Source organism: Campylobacter lari (genome assembly GCF_900638335.1).
GTDB lineage: Bacteria > Campylobacterota > Campylobacteria > Campylobacterales > Campylobacteraceae > Campylobacter_D > Campylobacter_D lari_E.
The window spans coordinates 385,136-404,902 of record NZ_LR134508.1 but is presented as its reverse complement, the minus strand read 5'-3'; the positions used below and the strand labels follow the sequence as shown (position 1 = coordinate 404,902).

The window sequence follows — 19,767 nt, the reverse complement described above, 5'->3', positions numbered from 1 at the left end:
AAGATGTGTGGAATAGTAGGATATATAGGAACCAAAGAAAAGAAAAAAATCATATTAGAAGGCTTAAAAGAGCTTGAGTATAGAGGTTATGATAGTGCTGGTATAGCAGTAATGAAAGATGGGGAGTTGGACTTTTTTAAAGCGGTTGGAAAGTTAGAAAATTTAGCTAATAAAACTGCTAATTTTAATAGTAATGGCTTTGGACTTGCTATAGGCCATACGCGTTGGGCAACTCATGGAAAACCAACTGAAATAAATGCTCATCCACATTTAGGACAATACTCTTGTGTAATACATAATGGAATCATAGAAAATTACCAAGAATTAAAAACAAAACTCGCACAAGAAGGTATTAATTTTCTAAGTCAAACTGACACCGAAGTTATTGTACATTTATTTGAATACTATGCAAGTAATTTAGAACTATTTGAAGCTTTTAAAAAAACTATAGCTGAACTAAAAGGTGCTTTTGCAATCTTACTTGTAAGTAAAAAAGATCCTAATACAATTTATTTTGCTAAAAACGCAGTACCACTCATCATCGGAAAAAATGGTGATGAAAATGAATATTATTTTGCATCAAGCGATGCACCTTTAGTTTCTTTGGTAGATAAAGTGGCTTATCTTGAAGATGGAGATTACGGTTATGTTAATTTAAACGAATGCAAAATTTGTCATGATCAAGCTTGCATACAACCTACTTTTGTGGCTTTAAGTCAAGATAAAAGTTATGCTCAAAAAGATGGTTATAGATTTTTCATGGAAAAAGAAATTTATGAGCAAAGTAGAGTTTTGGGCGAAGTTTTAATGGGACGCTTGCAAGGTGAGCAGATTGTTTTTGAAGATATAGATGAAACTCTTTTACAAAACATAGATGAAATCACACTTTGTGCTTGTGGCACAAGCTATCATGCAGCATTAAGCGGGGCTTATTTGCTTGAAAGACTTGCAAAGATTAAAACTAAAGTTGAAGTAGCAAGTGAATTTAGATACAGAGAAGCCATTATAGGCAAAAATACTCTTTTTGTGGTAATTTCTCAAAGTGGTGAGACAGCTGATACATTAGAAGCTTTAAAAATAGCAAAAGCACAAGGAGTTAAAACTTTAGCAATATGCAATGTAGATAATTCTAACATTGTACGTTTGGCTGATATATCATTACTTACTAGAGCGGGCATTGAAAAAGGTGTAGCTTCAACTAAAGCCTTTGCCACTCAAGTAGCAACTTTATGGATGCTTGCAATCTATCTTGCACAAAAAGCAAATTTGGATATGAGCAAAGAAATCAAAGCTCTAAGAAGCTTGCCAAGTATAGTTAAAGTTGAACAAAACTTACATGAAAAAGTACATAGAATTTCAAAAAGATATCTACATGGTCATGGCTTTTTCTTTATAGGAAGAGATGTATTTTATCCATTAGCTTTAGAAGGGGCTTTAAAATTAAAAGAAATTTCATACTTGCATGCTGAAGGCTATCCAGCAGGAGAGATGAAACATGGGCCTATTGCTCTAGCAGATAGTGAGCTTTTTACTGTTGCATTAATGCCACAAAATTGTCTTTATGAAAAAACCAAATCAAATGTAGAAGAATTAGCTGCAAGGGATTCTACCTTACTTGCTATTTCTCCGCTTGATTTTGATTTAAGCGATGATTTTATAAGAACTTCAAAACAAGAACACTATATGTGTGAATTTTTTGAAATGATGGTGATCTTACAACTTCTTGCTTTAGAAGTTTCTATAAGACTTGGCAATGATGTGGATATGCCAAGAAATTTAGCAAAAAGTGTTACCGTAGAATAAATATTTTGTGTAGTTTTAAAAAAACTACACTTTTTTAAAAAATTTTATAAATACTTCTTAAATTATAAGCAAACTTTAGGGTTTATTTGGTTTAAATATCATATCTTATTTTATTACTAAGGAAAAGCCATGGAATATAGAATCGAACACGATACTATGGGAGAGATTAAAGTTCCTAATGATAAATATTGGGGTGCACAAACTGAAAGAAGTTTTGAAAATTTTAAAATTGGTTGTGAAAAAATGCCAAAAGTTTTAATTTATGCTTTTGCAAATCTTAAAAAATCTTTGGCTTTAGTTAATAACAAACTTGGCAAATTAGACGATGCTAAAAAAGATGCTATTGTGCAAGCTTGCGATGAAATTGTAGCAGGAAAATTTGACGATAACTTCCCACTAGCAATATGGCAAACAGGTTCAGGAACTCAAAGTAATATGAATATGAATGAAGTTATAGCAAATCGTGCTACTGAAATTATGGGTGGTGATTTTAGAAAAGAAAAACTTGTTCATCCAAATGATCATGTAAATATGAGCCAAAGCTCAAATGATACCTTTCCAACTGCTATGAGCATAGTTTCAGTAGAACAAGTAGAAAAAAAACTTATCCCTGCTTTAGATGAGCTTATTGCAACTTTTGAGAAGAAAGTAAAAGAATTTGAAGGGATTATTAAAATAGGAAGAACTCACCTCCAAGATGCTACACCACTTACCTTAGCTCAAGAATTTAGTGGATATCTTTCTATGTTACTTCACTCAAAAGAACAAATCATCACTTCTTTACCTACACTAAGAGAACTTGCAATAGGCGGAACAGCTGTTGGAACAGGTTTAAATGCTCATCCAGAACTTAGCGAAAAAGTAAGCGAGGAATTAAGCAAGCTTTTAGGCACTAAATTTGTTTCAAGTCCAAATAAATTCCATGCACTAACAAGCCATGATGCAATTAATTTTACCCATGGAGCTATGAAAGGTTTAGCTGCAAATTTAATGAAAATAGCAAATGATATTAGATGGCTAGCAAGTGGTCCTAGATGTGGTCTTGGAGAGTTAAACATACCTGAAAACGAACCAGGAAGTTCTATCATGCCAGGTAAGGTTAATCCTACTCAGTGCGAAGCTTTAACTATGGTTGCAGTACAAGTTATGGGAAATGATGCAGCTATTGGTTTTGCAGCAAGCCAAGGAAATTTCGAGCTTAATGTTTTTAAACCTGTGATTATTTATAACTTCTTGCAAAGTCTTGATTTATTGGCTGATGCTATGCATTCATTTAATATCCACTGTGCTGTTGGTATAGAGCCAAATAAAGAAAAAATTGATTTTAACTTACATAATTCTTTAATGCTAGTAACTGCATTAAATCCACACATTGGTTATGAAAATGCAGCTAAAGTAGCAAAAAATGCTCACAAAAAAGGTATTTCTTTAAAAGAAAGTGCTATGGAGCTTGGTTTAGTAAGCGAAGAAGACTTTGCTAAATTTGTAGATCCTACAAAAATGATAGGACCAAAAAAATAATCAAAAGACTAGGAATAACCCTAGTCTTTTCTTAAGAGTTAGTATGATTTATGAAAATGATTATTTATTTATAGAAAAAGAAAATTCTCAAATTCCTTGGGTAAAAATTTTTACTAAAGAAAATTACAGAGAATTAAGTGATTGTCCAACCTTTTTACAAAATATGCTTTTTCAGCATGTTTTAGCTTGCGAATTAAGCCTTAGAGAGTATTATAACCCAGAAAAAATCAACATAGCTTCTTTTGCAAACTATGTACCAAGAGTGCATTTTCATGTTATGGCGCGTTTTAAAGAAGATGGGTTTTTTCCTGAATGCATGTGGGGAAAACAACAAAGAGAAGTTAAGGATTTAAAATTGCCTGATTTTGAAGGATTTGTATCAATTTTACTTAAAAAAATAAAAAATATTCATGTTTAAAAAATTTATTAATTCTAGCTATATAGCTTTATTACATCATCCACTTGGAGTTATTTTTTATTTATTTTTTTGGTTTTTTATAGCATTTTTTTATAATTCATATCAAACTAGTATTTTTCTACTTTTAACCCTATTTATAATTTTTTGCGAAACATTCACTAACTCAAGAAGTAATTTAATACAAAATTATAAAAGCTTGAAAAATTTATGGGTTGGATTTTTTGGACTAATTTTTTATATATTTTTAAATTTTATCTTTAAAGATGGTATAGAAAATTATTTAATATTTTTTACTAATAATTCTTTATATATTTCTTTAACAACAACTCTTATAGCTTTAGTGTGTGCAAGAAAATTATGTGATTTCAATTATTTTCATCATTTTTTAGCTGCCCTTTCTTTTAGTATAAGCTTTTGGCTAATTTTTGGTATATTTTTAGCTATATTTTATGGTTCGTTTGATTTTTTATTTGATATTTCTTCAAGTAAACTAAATTCTCATGTTCTGTCATTGTGGCTTTTTAGTGCTGGAATTTTTTCTTTATTTTTACTTGGTAATTTTACTTCATATAATTTTAATAAAATTTTTATATTTATACTAAATACTTTTAGTATTTTATATATAATCATGCTTTTTACTTATGGCTTAGGAGTATTATTTAATCTTTTAAAAAATCTTAGTATAGTTCATTTATGTCTTTGGTTTGGTAATTTTTTATTAATTAATCTTTGGATAAATTTATCTTTTTATAAAATCAAAAAAGCATTACTCTATGTCTTTTTTATTGTAGTGCTATCACTAAATATTTTCGTATTTTATGCTATTATAATTAGAATTACACAATATGGCTTTACACCGGAACGCTTAGCAGTATTGGCTTTAAATTTATGGCTTTTGGTTGCAAACTATCTAAGCGTATTTAAACAAAAAATTGCATTAAAATTTTCTTTTTATCTACTTGCACTTATATCCTTATTTTTAGGATTTTTTGCAAATTACATAAGTTTCTCTTCGCAAAAATACCAATTGCAAAAACTAGAAAACTCTATACACTCTTTAAATCTTGACTATGCCCAAAGTAAGCAATACTACGATCAAATTAAAAGTATCAAAAACACCTTGCATAGTCTTGATAAAAATTATAATAACAGCTATAGTTTTGATGATTTTTTAAAAACTTATAATCTAACTCATTTAAAGCCACAAAAAATAAAATTTCATAATATGTCCAAAAAATTTCATCCAAAATACTCCAAACTAAAAGAAAATTATGACGAAGTATTATTTGATTTTATTGCTAATACAAGTGAATTTAAATATTTTATGAAGATTGATGACAACACCTTGCATTTTTTACTTCAAGAAAAAGAACTTTTAAAACTTGAAAATTTTGACAAAGTCTTAAAAAACTACCAGAAAAATTCACAATTAAGCTACAAACTTAACAATGGCTCATCTTTGATTTTTATCCCTTTAGAATTTAATATTAACATAAAAGGTCAAATAACTTTTTTTAAAACTCATGTTTTTATTAAAAACAGCAAATAAATTATTTAATATAATAAACTAAAATATCAAAAAAAGAAAGGTTTAAACTATGAAACAGTTGTTATTTTTGCTTACACTTTGCTCGTTTGCATTTTCCACACAATGTGAGGTTAAAATAGAGCAAATTCAAAAAGAAATAGCTTATGCTAAAAATTACAATCATCAAGAAAAAGCTTTAAGTTTAGAATTATCCTTAAAAGAAGTTCAGGCAGATTGTGCAAAAGATCCTCTTTTTTATGATAAAAAATTAGAGGCTAAAAAACTTAAAGAGCAAGAGATAGAAAAAATCGAACAAGAGTTAAAAGAATTAAAAAAACAAAAAGATTATATGAGTAAAACAGAGTATAAAAATAAAAAACAAGCTTTAAAAGACAAAAAAGACAAAATCAAAAAAGAGATTGAAGAATATATCAACAAACTCTAATTTAATTCCAAATTTGCCACCATTTTTTATTTTGCTGTTTTAATTTTTGCATTAAAATATCTTGATTTTTTAATGCAAACTCATTTTCTTCATCAAGTTTTAATAAATCTTTAGTACACTCCAAAGCTTGTTCGTATTCTTTTAACTCTTCTAAACACTGAATTTTTCCCACCAAAGCATCGGTATTTTCATTTACTATCTTTAAACAATCTTCATAACATTGCAATGCATCATGAAAATCACCTAAATTTCTTAAACACTCTGCCTTGTAATAATGTGTCCAATTTTGACTATCATCTAAATTTAAAGCCATGTTAAGATATTTTATAGCTTCTTTAAAATCTTGCGAATATACTTTAACTGCACCCATAAAATGATAACACTCATATGATTTTGGCTCAAGCTCACTTGCTTTTTTTGCCGCTTCAAAGCTTTCATCATATTTTCCTAAAAAACTTAAAATTTGTGCTTTTTCTATCCAATACTCCCCAATATCATCAATTATTTTTAAGCATTCATTGATATCTTTTAAAGCTTCGTTATATTTTTCAAGATTTCTTTTGCATTTTGCTCTATGAAAATACGACTCATCATCCTCTTCGTTACTTAAAATCACGCTATCATAACATTTTATAGCCTCTTCAAACATATAAAGATCTTCATAACAAAGTCCTTTATAATATTTTGCACCATTATGGTTTTTATCGATTTTTAAAGCCTTGTTTAAGTCTTCTATAGCTTCTTCTTCTAAGCTTAAATTATATTTAGCAATTCCTCGCCAAAAATAAAGTTTAAAATTATTTTTATCCACCTTGTGTGCTGCATTACAATAAGCTATTAATTCTTCATATGATTCAAGTTCTTTTGCACAATATGCTCTTTCAAATAACACATCTTTTAAATCAATACAATCTTTATATGTTTTTATAAGCTCATTGTATTCATCCATAGCTTCTTGAAATCTTTCAAGTCTACTTTTAATCCAAGCTCTTTGAGAAAGGGAATTAGCATAATCTTGGGTATTATTTTGCTTTTTATAATATTTAACAGCTAGTTCGCTATCTTCTAAAGCTTCCTCATATTTTTCAAGATCAGATTTTAAATAAGCCCTATTAAAAAATACATCGGGATATTCTTTTTGATATTTTAAAGCTTTTTCGTAACTTATCAAAGCTTCATCATATTTATCTATCTCGTATAAGCTATTACCTAAATGATAAAAACCATAAGGAACTGCGTGTTCAAGTTCTGCTAATTCTGATGGAGTAAAGTCATGCTTTCTTGCTCTTTCTTGATAATATTTAGCTGCTAAATCAAAATCCTCTATAGCCTCTTCAGTCATTTTTAGATTAATTTTAGTATTACCTCTATTAATGTAAGCTTGGGCATATTCTTCATAAAGCTCAATTGTTTTATCATAATACTTCAAAGCTTGCTCATAATCTTCTAAATCATACAAAACCCTAGCCAATGCAAAACATGGATATTGCAAATTTTCATCCAATTCGATTGATTTTTTAAAAGCATCTATTGATAATTCTATCTTTTCTAAGTCTTTATAAATATGTCCCAAAATCAAATATGCCATTGCATTTTCATTATCTAATTCAATGGATTTTAAGCAATCTTGCAAAGCGCCCTCTAAATCATCGACTTTACGTTTATTATTAGCCCTTTTATAATACGCATCAGAAAAACTCTCATCTTGCTCAATCATCTTGGTAAAAAATTCTATAGCTTTTTGATAATCTTCTAAATTCTCATAAGCTACCCCTTGATAATAAAAAATCTGCGAAGATTCAAAACCCAAATCTTGAGACTTCTTAAAATCAAGCAAAGCTTGTTTTGGATCAACACTAAGCAGGGCAATGGCTCTAGTATAATAAGCTATATAATATTCTGGAGCTAAATCGATACAAGTTTGTAAATCTTTTAAAGCTTTTGTTTGCTCATCTAAAAGTATATAAACCCTAGCTCTGTTAAAATATGCTAAATAATATGTATTATCCAGTGCTATAGTTTTATTAAAAGCTAAAAGTGCTTCTTGTAATAAATCTAACTTAAAATTACACAAGCCCAAAAGATTAAACAAAAATACATTACTAGAATCAAATTCTACAGCTATAGTTACATCTTCAAGCGCTTCTTGAAATTTCAAGCAATTAAATCTACAAAACGCTCTATTATGATAAGCCTCTAAAAGCAAACGGTGTTTATCTTCATCATCTATAAAAATCATTTTACCATCTTGAGCAAGCGTAACTTCACCCTTACAAAAAGCTATAAGCTCACTTAAGACTTCATCACATTTTTCAAATTCTGAATTTTCAAAATATTCTTTAGCTAAATCTGATAACTCAGTAATTAAATTATCCAATTTTATTTCCTAGTTTTGATTTTCTTTGTTTAAACTTTTTAAAAATTCTTCTATATTATATTTTGCTCTATAAGTTTCACTCATTAAGTGAATCAAAATATCTCCCAAATCAAGTACAGTCCATTCTTCACTACTTTCTATATTTAAAAACTCCTCACCTTTACTTTTAAGATTAGTTTTTAAATCATCAATCAAAGAAAGCGCATGTCTTTCCCCCATAGTAGTAGCAATCACTACAAATTTGACAAAATAATCCTTATCTTGCATATCAAAAGTTTCTATTAAGTCTGCTTTTTTATCATCTAAAATTTGCACTATATTGTTAATTCTTTCTTGCATTGTTTTCCTTTTGCTAAATATTTTTAAATTTAGAATAATAAAGCTTAACTTCTTCTTTGATTTGCTCACAAACTTGTGATGTTTGCAAGGTTTGTCTTATAAAGGAAGAAGAAATATCTACTTTAGTATCTAAGGTTTTAAAATGTTTTGGTATAAAAATACCATCTCTTTTAGCTACAACAAATTCTACCAAATTTTGCAATCTTTCAAATTCATGCCATTTTTTAAGACTTTGTAAATGATCAGCTCCCAAAATAAGATAAAATTTAGAAATTGTATATTGTTTATACAAAAAATCAACACTTTCTATACTAGGTACGGGTCTTTGTTTTTTTATTTCAAAATCACAAATTTCAACTTTTTCCAAACCTCCCCAAATCATATCACACCATTTTAAGCGTCTTTGTTCATTTGCGGTAAATTCTTGCTTAAAGGGGCTAATAAAAGTTGGCATAATAATAAGCTTATCAAGCTCTAAATTTGCTAGCGCATTAAAGACTATAGCATTATGCCCTAAATGGGGTGGATCAAAACTGCCACCAAAAAGTGCGATTTTCATTAAAATTTAACCTTTTTTTAGTAGAATTTTACCTACTTAATCATAAAAAGGAAATGAAAATGGCTGTAAAAGTTGCAATAAATGGTTTTGGACGCATTGGAAGATGTGTTGCAAGAATTATTATGAAGCGCGATGATATCGAACTTGTAGCGATTAATGATACTACTGATATAGAGCTTACTAAATATCTTTTTAAATATGACACTGTTCATGGGGTATATGATGGTAGTGTTGAAAATGAAGGTGATGATTTAATAATTGATAATAAAAAAATAAAAGTTTTAAAAAGCAGAAATGTAGCTGATTTAGACTTTGCAAAATATGGCGCACAAATTGTTTTAGAATGTACTGGCGCACACTTAACTATGGAAAAATGTCAAGGATTTTTAGATCATGGGGTGCAAAAAGTTATCATGAGTGCACCTGCAAAAGATAAAACTCCAACTTATGTTTTAGGGGTAAATGCTCACGAATACAAAGGCGAAAACATCATCTCAAATGCAAGTTGTACTACTAACTGTCTAGGTCCAATTTGTAGAGTTTTACAAGATAATTTCGGCATAGAAAAAGGTTTAATGACAACTATTCATGCCTACACAAACGGACAAAGCATTATTGATGCAAAGGCTAGAGATAAAAGAAGATCACGTGCTGCTGCTCAAAATATCATCCCCACTTCAACTGGTGCAGCAAAAGCTATGAAACTTGTTATGCCTGAACTTGATGGAAAATTACATGGTCAAAGCATGCGTGTACCTGTGGCTGATGTATCAACTGTGGATTTAACTGCAACTTTAAAGAAAAAAGTAAGTAAAGAAGAAATTAACGAAGCCTTTAGAAAAGCAGCTACTAGCAATTTAAAAGGCATACTATTGGTTGATGATGAAGAAAGAGTTTCAAGTGATTTTATAACTTGCTCTTATGGTGCAATTGTAGCAAGTGATTTAACTCAAGTAATTTGCGATGATTTTGTTAAAGTGGTTGCTTGGTATGATAATGAATGGGGATATTCTTCTCGTTTAGTAGATATGGCAGTATTTGTAGCAAAGGTTTAAGATGAGTAGTATTTTATCTATTAAAGATATCGATCTTGCAAAGAAAAAAGTATTTATTAGGTGTGATTTTAATGTTCCTCAAGATGAGTTTTTAAATATTACTGATGATCGTCGTATTCGCTCGGCTATCCCTACTATAAGATATTGTTTAGACAATGGTTGTGCGGTTATTTTGGCTTCACATTTAGGACGTCCAAAAGAAATAGCCTCAAAATACTCTTTAGAACCGGTTGCAAAAAGGCTTGCACGTTTAATGGCTAAAGAAGTCATTATGGCTAAAGATGTTATAGGTGAAGATGCAAAGAAAAAAGCTAATGAATTAAAGCCGAGTGAAATCTTACTTTTAGAAAATTTACGCTTTGAAAAGGGTGAAACTAAAAATGATGAAAACTTAGCTAAAGAACTTGCTTCTATGGCTGATGTTTATATTAATGATGCCTTTGGGGTTTGTCATAGAGCCCATGCTAGTGTTGAAGCTATCACTAAATACTTTGACAATACAAACAAAGGTGCGGGATTTTTACTCCAAAAAGAAATAGAATTTGCAAGTAATCTCATCAAACACCCTGCACGACCTTTTGTGGCGGTAGTAGGTGGTTCTAAAGTAAGCGGAAAACTACAAGCTTTGACCAACTTACTTCCAAAAGTAGATAAGCTCATCATAGGTGGAGGTATGGCCTTTACTTTCTTAAAAGCTCAAGGTTATGATATAGGAAATTCTCTCTTAGAAGAAGATTTAATTGAAGAAGCAAATAAAATCTTACTCAAAGGTAAAAATCTAGGTGTAAAAATTTATCTTCCTGTGGATGTTACAGCAGCACAAACTTGCTCTCAAGAAGCAGTAATGAAATATACCCCTGTACAAGAAATTCCTGCAGGTTGGATGGGACTTGATATAGGTCCTGCTAGTGTAAGGTTGTTTAAAGAAGCACTTTCTGATGCTCAAACTATATGGTGGAATGGACCTATGGGGGTTTTTGAAATCGATAAATTCTCAAAAGGCAGCATTAAAATGAGCCATTATATTAGCGAATCTCATGCGACAACTGTAATAGGTGGTGGTGATACTGCTGATGTTGTAGCAAGAGCAGGTGATGCTGATGAGATGACTTTCATTTCAACCGGTGGTGGAGCATCATTAGAGCTTATAGAAGGAAAAGAACTTCCTGGTGTAAAACCTTTAACGATAAAGGATAATGAATGATTTTTGCAGCAAATTTAAAGTGTAATCATACAAGATCAAGCTTTGAACTTTACGCTCAAAAATTAAACCAAAACTTAAACAAAGAAGATGAAGTTTTCATCTTCCCTCCTAGTATAGCTTTTTTAAAAGACAATTTTTCCTTTCAACAAGGCGCGCAGAATTTCTACCCTTGTGAAAATGGAGCGTATACTGGAGAAATAGGTAAAATTCACTTAGAAGAATTTAATATCAAAAGCGTTTTAATAGGCCATTCTGAAAGAAGAGCTTTAAGTGAAGATGAAAGTTTTTTAAAGACCAAATTTGACTTTGCAAAAAATCTTGATTTTAATATCATTTATTGTATAGGCGAAAGTTTAGAAACTAAAAATGCTAACAAAAGCTTAGACTTTTTAAAAAAACAAATTGAAAATATTGACTTATCTTATAAAAAACTTATCATAGCTTATGAACCTATTTATTCTATAGGCACTGGAGTAAGTGCTAATCTTGATGATATTAACACTATACTTAATTTTTTAAGAGAATTTACTAACGCTAAGCTTTTATATGGTGGAAGTGTTAATCAAAACAATATTAAAGAAATTTGTACTTTAAAAAATTGTGATGGAGTATTAATAGGTTCGGCTGCATTAAATGCAAATGATTTTTTAAATATGATACAAATAGCTAAAGGTTAAAAAATGTCTTTAAGCAATGAAGAATTAAAAGGCATATTAGAGCGCAAAATCGCTCTATTGGAAAACTCACACAAAGAAGAAAAAAATATCTCATTAGAGGCTGTAAATTCTATTATTAAAATTTTAGGTTTACCAAATGATTTTAGCCCTTTAGCGCATAGATATTTTCAACTTCACACCCCACCTAGCCTTATATGGCTTCATTTAAGCGAATGTACAGGGTGTAGTGAAAGTTTGCTTAGAACTTCATTGCCTGATTTTTTGGATTTAATTTTTGATTTTATTTCTTTAGAATACCATGAAACCTTCATGAGTGCAAGCGGACACCAAGCAGAATCGCATTTAGAGGAAGTTTTAGAAAAAAAAGATTTTCTTTTAGCTGTTGAAGGTGGAGTTTGTGCTATAGATCCTTTTTATTTAACCATAGGAGCGCATGGTGAAAATGGATATGAAATTTTACAAAAATGTGCTAAAAATGCTAAAACAATCTTTGCTATGGGGACTTGCTCAAGCTATGGAGGAATTCAAGCTGCACATCCAAACCCCACCAAAAGTATAGGAATTTCTAAAGTCTTAGAAGAAAAAGTAATTAATATACCAGGTTGTCCTCCAAGCGATGTAAATATCATCGCAGCACTTTGTTTTTATATATTATTTGAGCAGGATATGGCTTTAGATGAACAAAATAGACCTTTAGCTCTTTATGGAAAATGCTTGCATGATTTATGTGAAAGAAAGGCTAAATTTGAAGCAGGAAATTTTGCTCAAAGTTTTGATGATGAGAATATAAAACAAGGCTATTGTCTTTTTAAAGTAGGTTGTAAAGGACCTTATGCTTACAATAATTGCCCTAAGGTTAAATTTAACTCCAAAACCTCTTGGCCAGTAGCTGCAGGACATGGATGCATTGCTTGTAGTGAAGAAAATTTTTGGGATGATTTTGGTTTTTATGAAAAACCCATGAGTAATGAATTTGCTTATAATGATTTTTCTATTATATTAGATGATAAAATAATTCATAACAGTTCTATCAATGAGCTTAATTCAGATAATATTTTACTAGATTTAAAAAGCGATACTAGTGGGATTTTTTATCAAAATGACACAAAGATTAATTTTTTAGATTTTAGTTTTGAAGCTAATCCTAAAGTTTTTTTAAATAATTTTGCAAAAACTAAAATGGCTATGACTTTAGTACAAAACTATCAAGAGCAATTTAAAACATATTATGATTTCATACAAGAAAATTATGATAATGAAAGCAAAATTAGCAATAATATCTTAGATTTATTTTATTTTATATATCCTTTTATTAATGGAAAAAAATTAAGTCATTTAGATGAGTTTTTAGATCTTGCTTTAGCTTATAAGTTTAAACATCCTAGCAAATTTGATTTTAAAATCACAATTAATGGACAAGCAAAACTTGATATTTCTAAATCTATGCGTATGCCTTTAATTTATATTTTAGGTGGTTTAGATAAAGAAGCTATTGCTTTTGGATTGATTTTTTCTTTAAAAGAAAATTTAAAACAGGCTTTAAAAACATGTAAAAAAACACATAACAAAAAGCAAATTTTAATATGTACAAAAAATGAAAAATTGCTAAATTTATTTTGGGATTTAACGAGCATTTAAAGACTTAATGTTAAAATATTTATCTCCCTAATATTTGAAATTTGCAAAGTATAAAAACTTTGCAAATTTGTTTAAGATTGAGTTATTTTGACGATATAGCTTTATCTTGACTTGAAAGGAATGTTATGCAAATTTCTAGTTATAATTCTCAAAATTTTTCTATGGATATTAAAACAAAAAATGGTAACCATCTTTCTTTTTCTATGTATGATAAAAAAGAGGCTAAATTAGACAAAGATGGCAGCTCAGCTTCTTTAAGCCTTAGAAATCAATTTGGTTTTTCATTCTCATATAATGGAACCAAACTTTCACAAGAAGAAATAGAAGAAATAAAACAAGCAGTAGCTAAAGTACAACCCCAAATAGATGAATTTATGAAAAACTCAAGAGTAAGAACTTTAAAACCAAAAGAGCTTATCACTACTGCAATGAAAATCGGTAATGCCTTACCTGAACCAAAAAATGAAGAACATGAAAAAGCTACTTTGCATGAATTATTAAATACTATGGATAAGAGCTTAAACAAAGAAATAAATAAAACTGATCTTGAAGATATTAAAAAGCAAATTTTCCAAGATAGTGCTAAATTATTAGAAGAAATTTGGGAACAATATAACAAACAAAAAGAGCAAAAAGAAGAGAATAATAAAGAATTTGGATTTTATGCTTAAAAAAGGAAATAACATGGAAGTAAAAGATATTTTAAAAAGCATGCTAGAACTCCAGCAAAAATTAAATGATGAGACCAATGGTATAGGTTGGGAAAACGGCTATACTAAAGAAGGTAAATTAATTAGTTTTAGAAGATGTATTTATATGGAGTGTGCTGAGCTTATTGATTCTTTTGCTTGGAAACATTGGAAAAGTATACACACTCCTGCAAACTGGGATAATGTACGCATTGAAATAGTGGATATATGGCATTTTATTTTAAGTTTGATTTTAGAAGAATATAAAGAAAAACAAATCGATGATAAAAACTTCATAGCAGAAGAAGTTTCTTCTGTAACTTTTTTTGATGATTTTTGCAAAGAAACTTCTAATCCAAGTGAAGCAGATATTTATGGAATTTTAAATGATATTGAACTTATTATTCATAAATGCAGTGGTTTTGATTATGATTTAGGTGAACTTTTAAGCGTGTATTTTGTTTTAGCTAGAAAATGTGGTTTAAATTTCTTTGAGCTTTATAAAACTTATATTGGAAAAAATATATTAAATCAATTCAGGCAAGAAAACGGCTACAAAGAAGGCAGCTATAAAAAAACATGGAATGGCATAGAAGATAATGAAGTTTTAAATCAAATTTTAAAAGAAACGCTAGATTATAAAGAAATTTATCAAAAACTTCAAGAAAATTACAATCAAATTAAATGAATATATTATATCTAAGCTTGCAAGATTTTCTTAGCAAGCCTTTTTTAAAATTTTCTCTCTTGCCATTTTTAATTAGTTTATTTCTTTTTACCCTACTTGTATATTACAGCTATGATGTATTCTTTTCTTACATAGAAGATGTAGTTAGCGGTTCTTTTATGGCTTGGTTTTTTAGCTTTTCCATAGTGCAATTTTCACTTGCATTTTTAAGTGCCATAGGTGGATTTTTCATAGTAGTATTTGCCTCAGTATTTTTTACTATGTTAATAATTTCTTTTTTAACTCCTTATATAGTCAAAAAAATCAATCAAAAATATTACAACCATTCTATGCAAAAAGAAGTAAATTCTTTAGAAGTTTTACTAAAAACATTCAAATTTATACTCATTTCGTGTGTATTATTTATAGTGGCTACTTTCTTATTGGTTATACCTTTTGTTAGCATTGTGATTTATTATGGAGTATTTTATTATTTATTTCACAAACTTTTATTGCTAGATGTGTTAAGTAACATCTTAGATAAAAGCAATTTTGATGATTTTTATAAAAATTCATCACCTTTGTATTTCAAAATTATCACTTTGATCTTTTTTGCTTTATCAAGCATACCTTTACTTGGTTTATTTTTACAAGTATTTTATGTAATTTTTTTAACTCACTTAAGTTATCAAAAAATTTTAAAACTTAAAGCTAGTAACAATGGATGAAAGAATTAAAAATTTCATCCATTCACAAAAGCTTTTAAATTTAAGTATGCTTGATGAGGATGGTGGAGTATATTGCGCAAGCTGTTATTATGCTTTTGATGATAAAAATTTAGCTTTAATTTTTGCCAGTGAAGAGCACACCAAACATATTCAACTTGCTTATAAAGCCTCTAAAGTGGCAGTTAGTATAGCATTAGATACAGACATTGTTAATCTCATTAAAGGAGTGCAAATCAAAGCTCTTTTTCAAAAAGCTACCATAGAACAAGAAAAAATATATTATGAGAGATTTCCTTTTGCAAAATTTGCTAATGCTTATATTTTTGCTTTAAATATACAATGGGCAAAATACACTGACAATAAAATTTTACTCTCCAAAAAATTAGAATTTTTTATTTAAAAATATTTCACAAGATAATATTTTTAAATAAAAATAAATATTTTTTATAGAATTTTAAATATTTTTTCAATAAAATCTTATAAACTATTATAATCATAGGGTCAAATATTGACTTTTTTAAGGAGAAAAAATGCTCTCATCGCTAAAGAAGTACCTATTGGGAAATTTTTCCAATAAGATAGCCTTTTTGGTCTGTATTTTTGTGGTGGTATTGCTGTGTGTTTTAGGTTTTTTTAACTATGTTAAATCTAAATCCAACAGCCATACCTTACTAGTTCAGTTTCAACAAAAAGTTGCTTTTGATGTTAGTAAAAGATTTGATTTATATGCGAGTGATAGACGTAATGTAATCAATTCTTTAACAAAATACATTAAAGAAAACAAAAATAATCTAACTCCAGAACAATACACTAGTTTACTAAAATCCATAGGAGATTCTTTGGGTTTTGATTTAACCTATGTAGGTTTTGAAGATGGTAAAATATTTAGATCCAATGGTAACAATCAAACTCCAGAAAGTGGATATGATCCTAGGACTAGAGGGTGGTACAAAGAAGCCAAAGAAAAAAAAGAGCTAGTTGTTACAGAACCTTACATATCATCTAGCATGAAAAAACCTACTATTTCTTATGCTAGCCCTATTATGGAAAATGACAAAGTTATAGGTGTAGTTGCAGCTGATTATGATTTAAAAAAATTCTCAGAGGAAGTTTTAGCTATAGGTAAAACACCTTATTCACATGCGGCAGTTTTAGCTCATGATGGAACTTATCTTTTTCACACTGATTCATCTAGAATTTTAACTTCAACAGAGGTTAGTAAAGATATTATCTCAAGCTACTTTAAAACACCTGAAGGTGCAAACAAGACTCTTTCTAAAGATATTTTTAAAGTTCAAACCAAGGAAGAAGGAACCAAGGCTTTAATTTGTAATGGCAGTATTAATCCAAAATACACTATTTGTTCTATAGCTGATTATGATTTTTATAGCGATGCAGCCAAACAAACATTAATGGAGCAAATTATTATCTCACTAATTGCTATTTTTATAACCTTGATATTTATTAGAATGATTATTTCATATAATCTTAAACCTATTGCAATTATTTCTTCGGGATTACATAATTTCTTTAACTATCTAAATCATAAAGACGCACACTCTCATCCTATTAAACTTAAAACTCAGGATGAATTTGGAAAAATGGCTGATGAAATCAATGAAAATATCAATATTATCAAAGAAGCTCTAAGTAAAGATGCAAAAGCTATTGAAGAATCTGTAAATGTTGCTAGAAAAATAGAAACAGGTGAGCTTGATTTACACATTAGCTCTCATGCTAATAATCCACAAATTCAAGAACTCATAGAAGTTTTAAACAAAATGCTTACTACCTTACAAGCAAAAATAGGTCGTGATTTAAATGAAATTCAAGCTGTATTTAATAGCTACAAACATTTAGATTTTACAGCAGCTATCAACACACCAAAAGGCGATGTAGAAAAAGCAATCAATGCGCTAGGAAATGAAATTAAAAATATGCTCTCCCAATCACTTAATCAAGGTGAATTGTTAAACCAAAAAGCTGAAGCACTCAAGCAAAGCATGCAAGAACTTACCAATGATGCCACACATCAAACCTCATCACTACAAGAAAGCGCAAGAGCTTTAGAACAAATGAACTCAGCTATGAGTGAAATTTCTATTAAAGCACAAGATGTAGTAAAACAAAGTAATGATATCAAAAGCGTTACTACAGTAATTTCAGATATAGCCGAACAAATTAATCTTCTTGCATTAAATGCTGCTATTGAGGCTGCCCGTGCGGGTGAACATGGACGTGGCTTTGCTGTTGTTGCCGAAGAAGTTAGAAATCTAGCAGAAAGAACTCAAAAGTCTTTAGGTGAAATAGAAGCCAATACCAATATCTTAGCTCAATCTATAAGTGATATGGGAGATTCTATCAAAGAAGAAGCAAATGACATTAGTCAAATCAATGAGTCAGTTGCTACTATAGAAAAACTCACACAACAAAACTCCCAAACAGCTATAAGAACTAATGCTATTGCCAATGAAGTAGATTCTTTAGCACAAGATATATTAAGTGAAACTAAAAAAAGAAAATTCTAAGTTATATTAGATGCCTTTTAGGCATCTAATATTTAAGAAAAAGAAGGTTTGATTTGCTCTAACCAAGCATCAATTCTACTTTCAGTTAAATCCTCATGATTGTCATTATCTAATGCAAGTCCTACAAACTTATCGCCTTCTACGGCTTCACTTGATTCAAAAGTATAACCACCTGTAGAAACAGCACCTACCAAATTTGCACCTGCTGTTTTTAAAGCTTGAGCAAGTTTACCCATAGCACTACAATAAGTATCTGAATAGCTTTCACTATCTCCCATACCAAAAACAGCAACAGTTTTACCACTAAGATTTAAAGCAGAAAAATCAAAACCATCCCAATCATCTTGAAAATCTCCACTTCCCCAAGTAGAAGTACCACAAATTAATTTATCATAAGAATTAATTTTTTCTGCATTAATATCTGCAATATTTAACACATCAGAAATTCCTAATTTTTGAGCGATCATATTTGCTGCACTTTCAGTATTACCCATAGAGCTACCATAAATTACTGCTATTGACATTTAACATCTCCTTAAAATTTGATTATTAATAGTATAGGGAACTAATTTTAGCAAAGTTTTGTTATTTTCACATAAATTATGTCTTATTTCTTTATGTTGAGTGAAATTTTTATTTCTTGGATACACAATATAAAATCTTTCAAAAGAATTATCTTTTATAAATTGCAAAGCAAGCTCTACATCTTTATCACTATCTTTATAAAATAAAGGCATAACCGCCATTTTTTCATTGATGATAATAATGTTTTTATCAAGCTCTATCTTAGATTTTGTATTGCTTTTGCAAATTTTATCATACACAAAAGCCTCAAAAGCAACTTGCAAAGGTAAAGTAAAAATAGATGATAAAAACACATTTTGTATTAATTTAGCTAAAGCATATTTTGGTTTCTTCGCTTCAAGCTCTAATTTATTTAAATTTCCTTCTTTGTATGCTTTGATAATTTTATGAGAATATGGACAAAATTGCTTTATTTTACTAAATCTCAAAGTTCTTTCTGCACTCATATTTTGAATTTTTAACTCAAAAATATTTCTTAAACAGCCAGCTTGTTTTGCATAGACATAAGGTATTTTTAGATCATCTTCAACCAAGGAATTATATAAATTTAAAAAAATATAATTAATACTTTTTTGCTCTAAATCTCTAAATACTTTAGGTATAAAATCCTCTTTTTCATTAAACCCAAACATGCACTAAGCCTTCTTTGCACACTCATAAGCTTGATCAAGTCCAAAAACTTTACAGTACTCACAATAAACACAACTTACACTGCGTTTAGCACAAACCAAAGGTATATTGCGTTTTTTTGCCTCTGTTTTAATTTTTTTCATAGTATTATGATTTAAAAAACTAGTCAGCATAACTATGCATTCAGTATTTTGTGGAATGGGTTTTCTATTTACCCTATTTTCATTTCTAGCATCCCAATGCTCTATGTTTTTCGCACCTAGGTTTGTTAAAACTGCTTTTATTGGAGTTATTTCATCTGCTCCGATAACCAAAACTGACATTGAGCTTTCCTTTTTATAAAAATGATAATTGTTATTATAATTTATAAAAGATA

Annotated in this window: 20 protein-coding genes and 1 pseudogene; 15 read left to right on the top strand and 6 right to left on the bottom strand. The window is 29.3% G+C overall.

Annotated elements, in window-relative coordinates; genetic code table 11:
• Positions 1–3: 3 nt before the first annotated feature.
• The 5 genes from glmS (at position 4) to EL235_RS02140 (ending at position 5,715) form a co-directional block, all read left to right on the top strand.
• Positions 4–1,803, top strand: coding sequence for a glutamine--fructose-6-phosphate transaminase (isomerizing) (gene glmS / locus EL235_RS02160; protein ID WP_126340719.1), 1,800 nt, complete (start codon positions 4–6; stop codon positions 1,801–1,803).
• A gap of 129 nt (positions 1,804–1,932) precedes the next feature.
• Complete coding sequence (fumC, locus tag EL235_RS02155; RefSeq protein ID WP_039625493.1) at positions 1,933–3,324, top strand: class II fumarate hydratase; 1,392 nt, start codon at positions 1,933–1,935, stop codon at positions 3,322–3,324.
• Positions 3,325–3,367: 43 nt separating this feature from the next.
• Entirely contained in the window at positions 3,368–3,742 is a 375-nt protein-coding gene (locus EL235_RS02150) for an HIT domain-containing protein (protein ID WP_126340718.1), read from the top strand.
• A complete protein-coding gene (locus EL235_RS02145) occupies positions 3,735–5,291 on the top strand; it encodes a DUF4153 domain-containing protein (protein ID WP_114640117.1) in 1,557 nt (518 codons plus the stop codon). The genes EL235_RS02150 and EL235_RS02145 overlap by 8 nt, the downstream gene beginning before the upstream one ends.
• A gap of 49 nt (positions 5,292–5,340) precedes the next feature.
• Positions 5,341–5,715, top strand: coding sequence for a DUF1090 family protein (locus EL235_RS02140; protein ID WP_126340717.1), 375 nt, complete (start codon positions 5,341–5,343; stop codon positions 5,713–5,715).
• Position 5,716: 1 nt separating this feature from the next.
• Here the strand turns inward: EL235_RS02140 and EL235_RS02135 are convergent, their stop codons facing one another.
• Genes EL235_RS02135 through nadD form a run of 3 tightly spaced genes read right to left on the bottom strand, consistent with a single transcriptional unit; the run spans position 5,717 to position 8,990 of the window.
• Entirely contained in the window at positions 5,717–8,092 is a 2,376-nt protein-coding gene (locus tag EL235_RS02135; protein ID WP_126340716.1) for a tetratricopeptide repeat protein, read from the bottom strand.
• Between the two features lie 9 nt (positions 8,093–8,101).
• Entirely contained in the window at positions 8,102–8,431 is a 330-nt protein-coding gene (gene rsfS, locus EL235_RS02130; RefSeq protein WP_012661160.1) for a ribosome silencing factor, read from the bottom strand.
• A gap of 13 nt (positions 8,432–8,444) precedes the next feature.
• On the bottom strand, positions 8,445–8,990 hold the full coding sequence (nadD, locus tag EL235_RS02125; protein ID WP_114640115.1) for a nicotinate (nicotinamide) nucleotide adenylyltransferase: 546 nt from the start codon (positions 8,988–8,990) through the stop codon (positions 8,445–8,447).
• Between the two features lie 59 nt (positions 8,991–9,049).
• Here nadD and gap point away from each other — a divergent pair, with 59 nt between their 5' ends.
• The 10 genes and pseudogenes from gap to EL235_RS08050 all read left to right on the top strand — a co-directional run bounded on the left by gap (position 9,050) and on the right by EL235_RS08050 (position 18,176).
• Positions 9,050–10,045 carry a type I glyceraldehyde-3-phosphate dehydrogenase gene (gene gap, locus EL235_RS02120; protein ID WP_126340715.1) on the top strand — a complete coding sequence of 332 codons (996 nt, stop codon included), beginning with the start codon at positions 9,050–9,052 and terminating at the stop codon, positions 10,043–10,045.
• A gap of 1 nt (position 10,046) precedes the next feature.
• Positions 10,047–11,249 carry a phosphoglycerate kinase gene (locus EL235_RS02115; protein WP_039625476.1) on the top strand — a complete coding sequence of 401 codons (1,203 nt, stop codon included), beginning with the start codon at positions 10,047–10,049 and terminating at the stop codon, positions 11,247–11,249.
• Entirely contained in the window at positions 11,246–11,926 is a 681-nt protein-coding gene (locus tag EL235_RS02110; protein ID WP_039625475.1) for a triose-phosphate isomerase, read from the top strand. The genes EL235_RS02115 and EL235_RS02110 overlap by 4 nt, the downstream gene beginning before the upstream one ends.
• Positions 11,927–11,929: 3 nt before the next feature.
• Complete coding sequence (locus tag EL235_RS02105; protein ID WP_126340714.1) at positions 11,930–13,564, top strand: hydrogenase small subunit; 1,635 nt, start codon at positions 11,930–11,932, stop codon at positions 13,562–13,564.
• 125 nt (positions 13,565–13,689) lie between these two features.
• Positions 13,690–14,235, top strand: a complete 546-nt coding sequence (locus EL235_RS02100; RefSeq protein ID WP_126340713.1) for an ATP-binding protein — start codon at positions 13,690–13,692, stop codon at positions 14,233–14,235.
• Positions 14,236–14,248: 13 nt separating this feature from the next.
• Positions 14,249–14,941, top strand: a complete 693-nt coding sequence (dut, locus tag EL235_RS02095) for a dUTPase (protein WP_039625471.1) — start codon at positions 14,249–14,251, stop codon at positions 14,939–14,941.
• Positions 14,938–15,648, top strand: a complete 711-nt coding sequence (locus EL235_RS02090; RefSeq protein ID WP_126340712.1) for an EI24 domain-containing protein — start codon at positions 14,938–14,940, stop codon at positions 15,646–15,648. Before dut ends, EL235_RS02090 begins: the two co-directional genes overlap by 4 nt.
• The gene (locus tag EL235_RS02085; RefSeq protein WP_039625468.1) at positions 15,641–16,048 is read left to right on the top strand and encodes a pyridoxine 5'-phosphate oxidase family protein; all 408 of its coding nucleotides are present in this window, start codon (positions 15,641–15,643) and stop codon (positions 16,046–16,048) included. The genes EL235_RS02090 and EL235_RS02085 overlap by 8 nt, the downstream gene beginning before the upstream one ends.
• Before the next feature lie 130 nt (positions 16,049–16,178).
• A pseudogene (locus EL235_RS08055) lies at positions 16,179–17,018 on the top strand (cache domain-containing protein); the annotation flags it as partial.
• A gap of 42 nt (positions 17,019–17,060) precedes the next feature.
• The gene (locus EL235_RS08050) at positions 17,061–18,176 is read left to right on the top strand and encodes a methyl-accepting chemotaxis protein (protein WP_373274432.1); all 1,116 of its coding nucleotides are present in this window, start codon (positions 17,061–17,063) and stop codon (positions 18,174–18,176) included.
• A gap of 32 nt (positions 18,177–18,208) precedes the next feature.
• Here the strand turns inward: EL235_RS08050 and fldA are convergent, their stop codons facing one another.
• Genes fldA through EL235_RS02065 form a run of 3 tightly spaced genes read right to left on the bottom strand, consistent with a single transcriptional unit; the run spans position 18,209 to position 19,714 of the window.
• Positions 18,209–18,700, bottom strand: coding sequence for a flavodoxin FldA (gene fldA, locus EL235_RS02075; protein ID WP_039627370.1), 492 nt, complete (start codon positions 18,698–18,700; stop codon positions 18,209–18,211).
• Entirely contained in the window at positions 18,701–19,393 is a 693-nt protein-coding gene (locus tag EL235_RS02070) for a hypothetical protein (protein ID WP_126340710.1), read from the bottom strand.
• A 3-nt stretch (positions 19,394–19,396) separates the two neighbouring features.
• Positions 19,397–19,714, bottom strand: coding sequence for a DUF2325 domain-containing protein (locus tag EL235_RS02065; protein WP_039625466.1), 318 nt, complete (start codon positions 19,712–19,714; stop codon positions 19,397–19,399).
• Between the last annotated feature and the right edge of the window lie 53 nt (positions 19,715–19,767).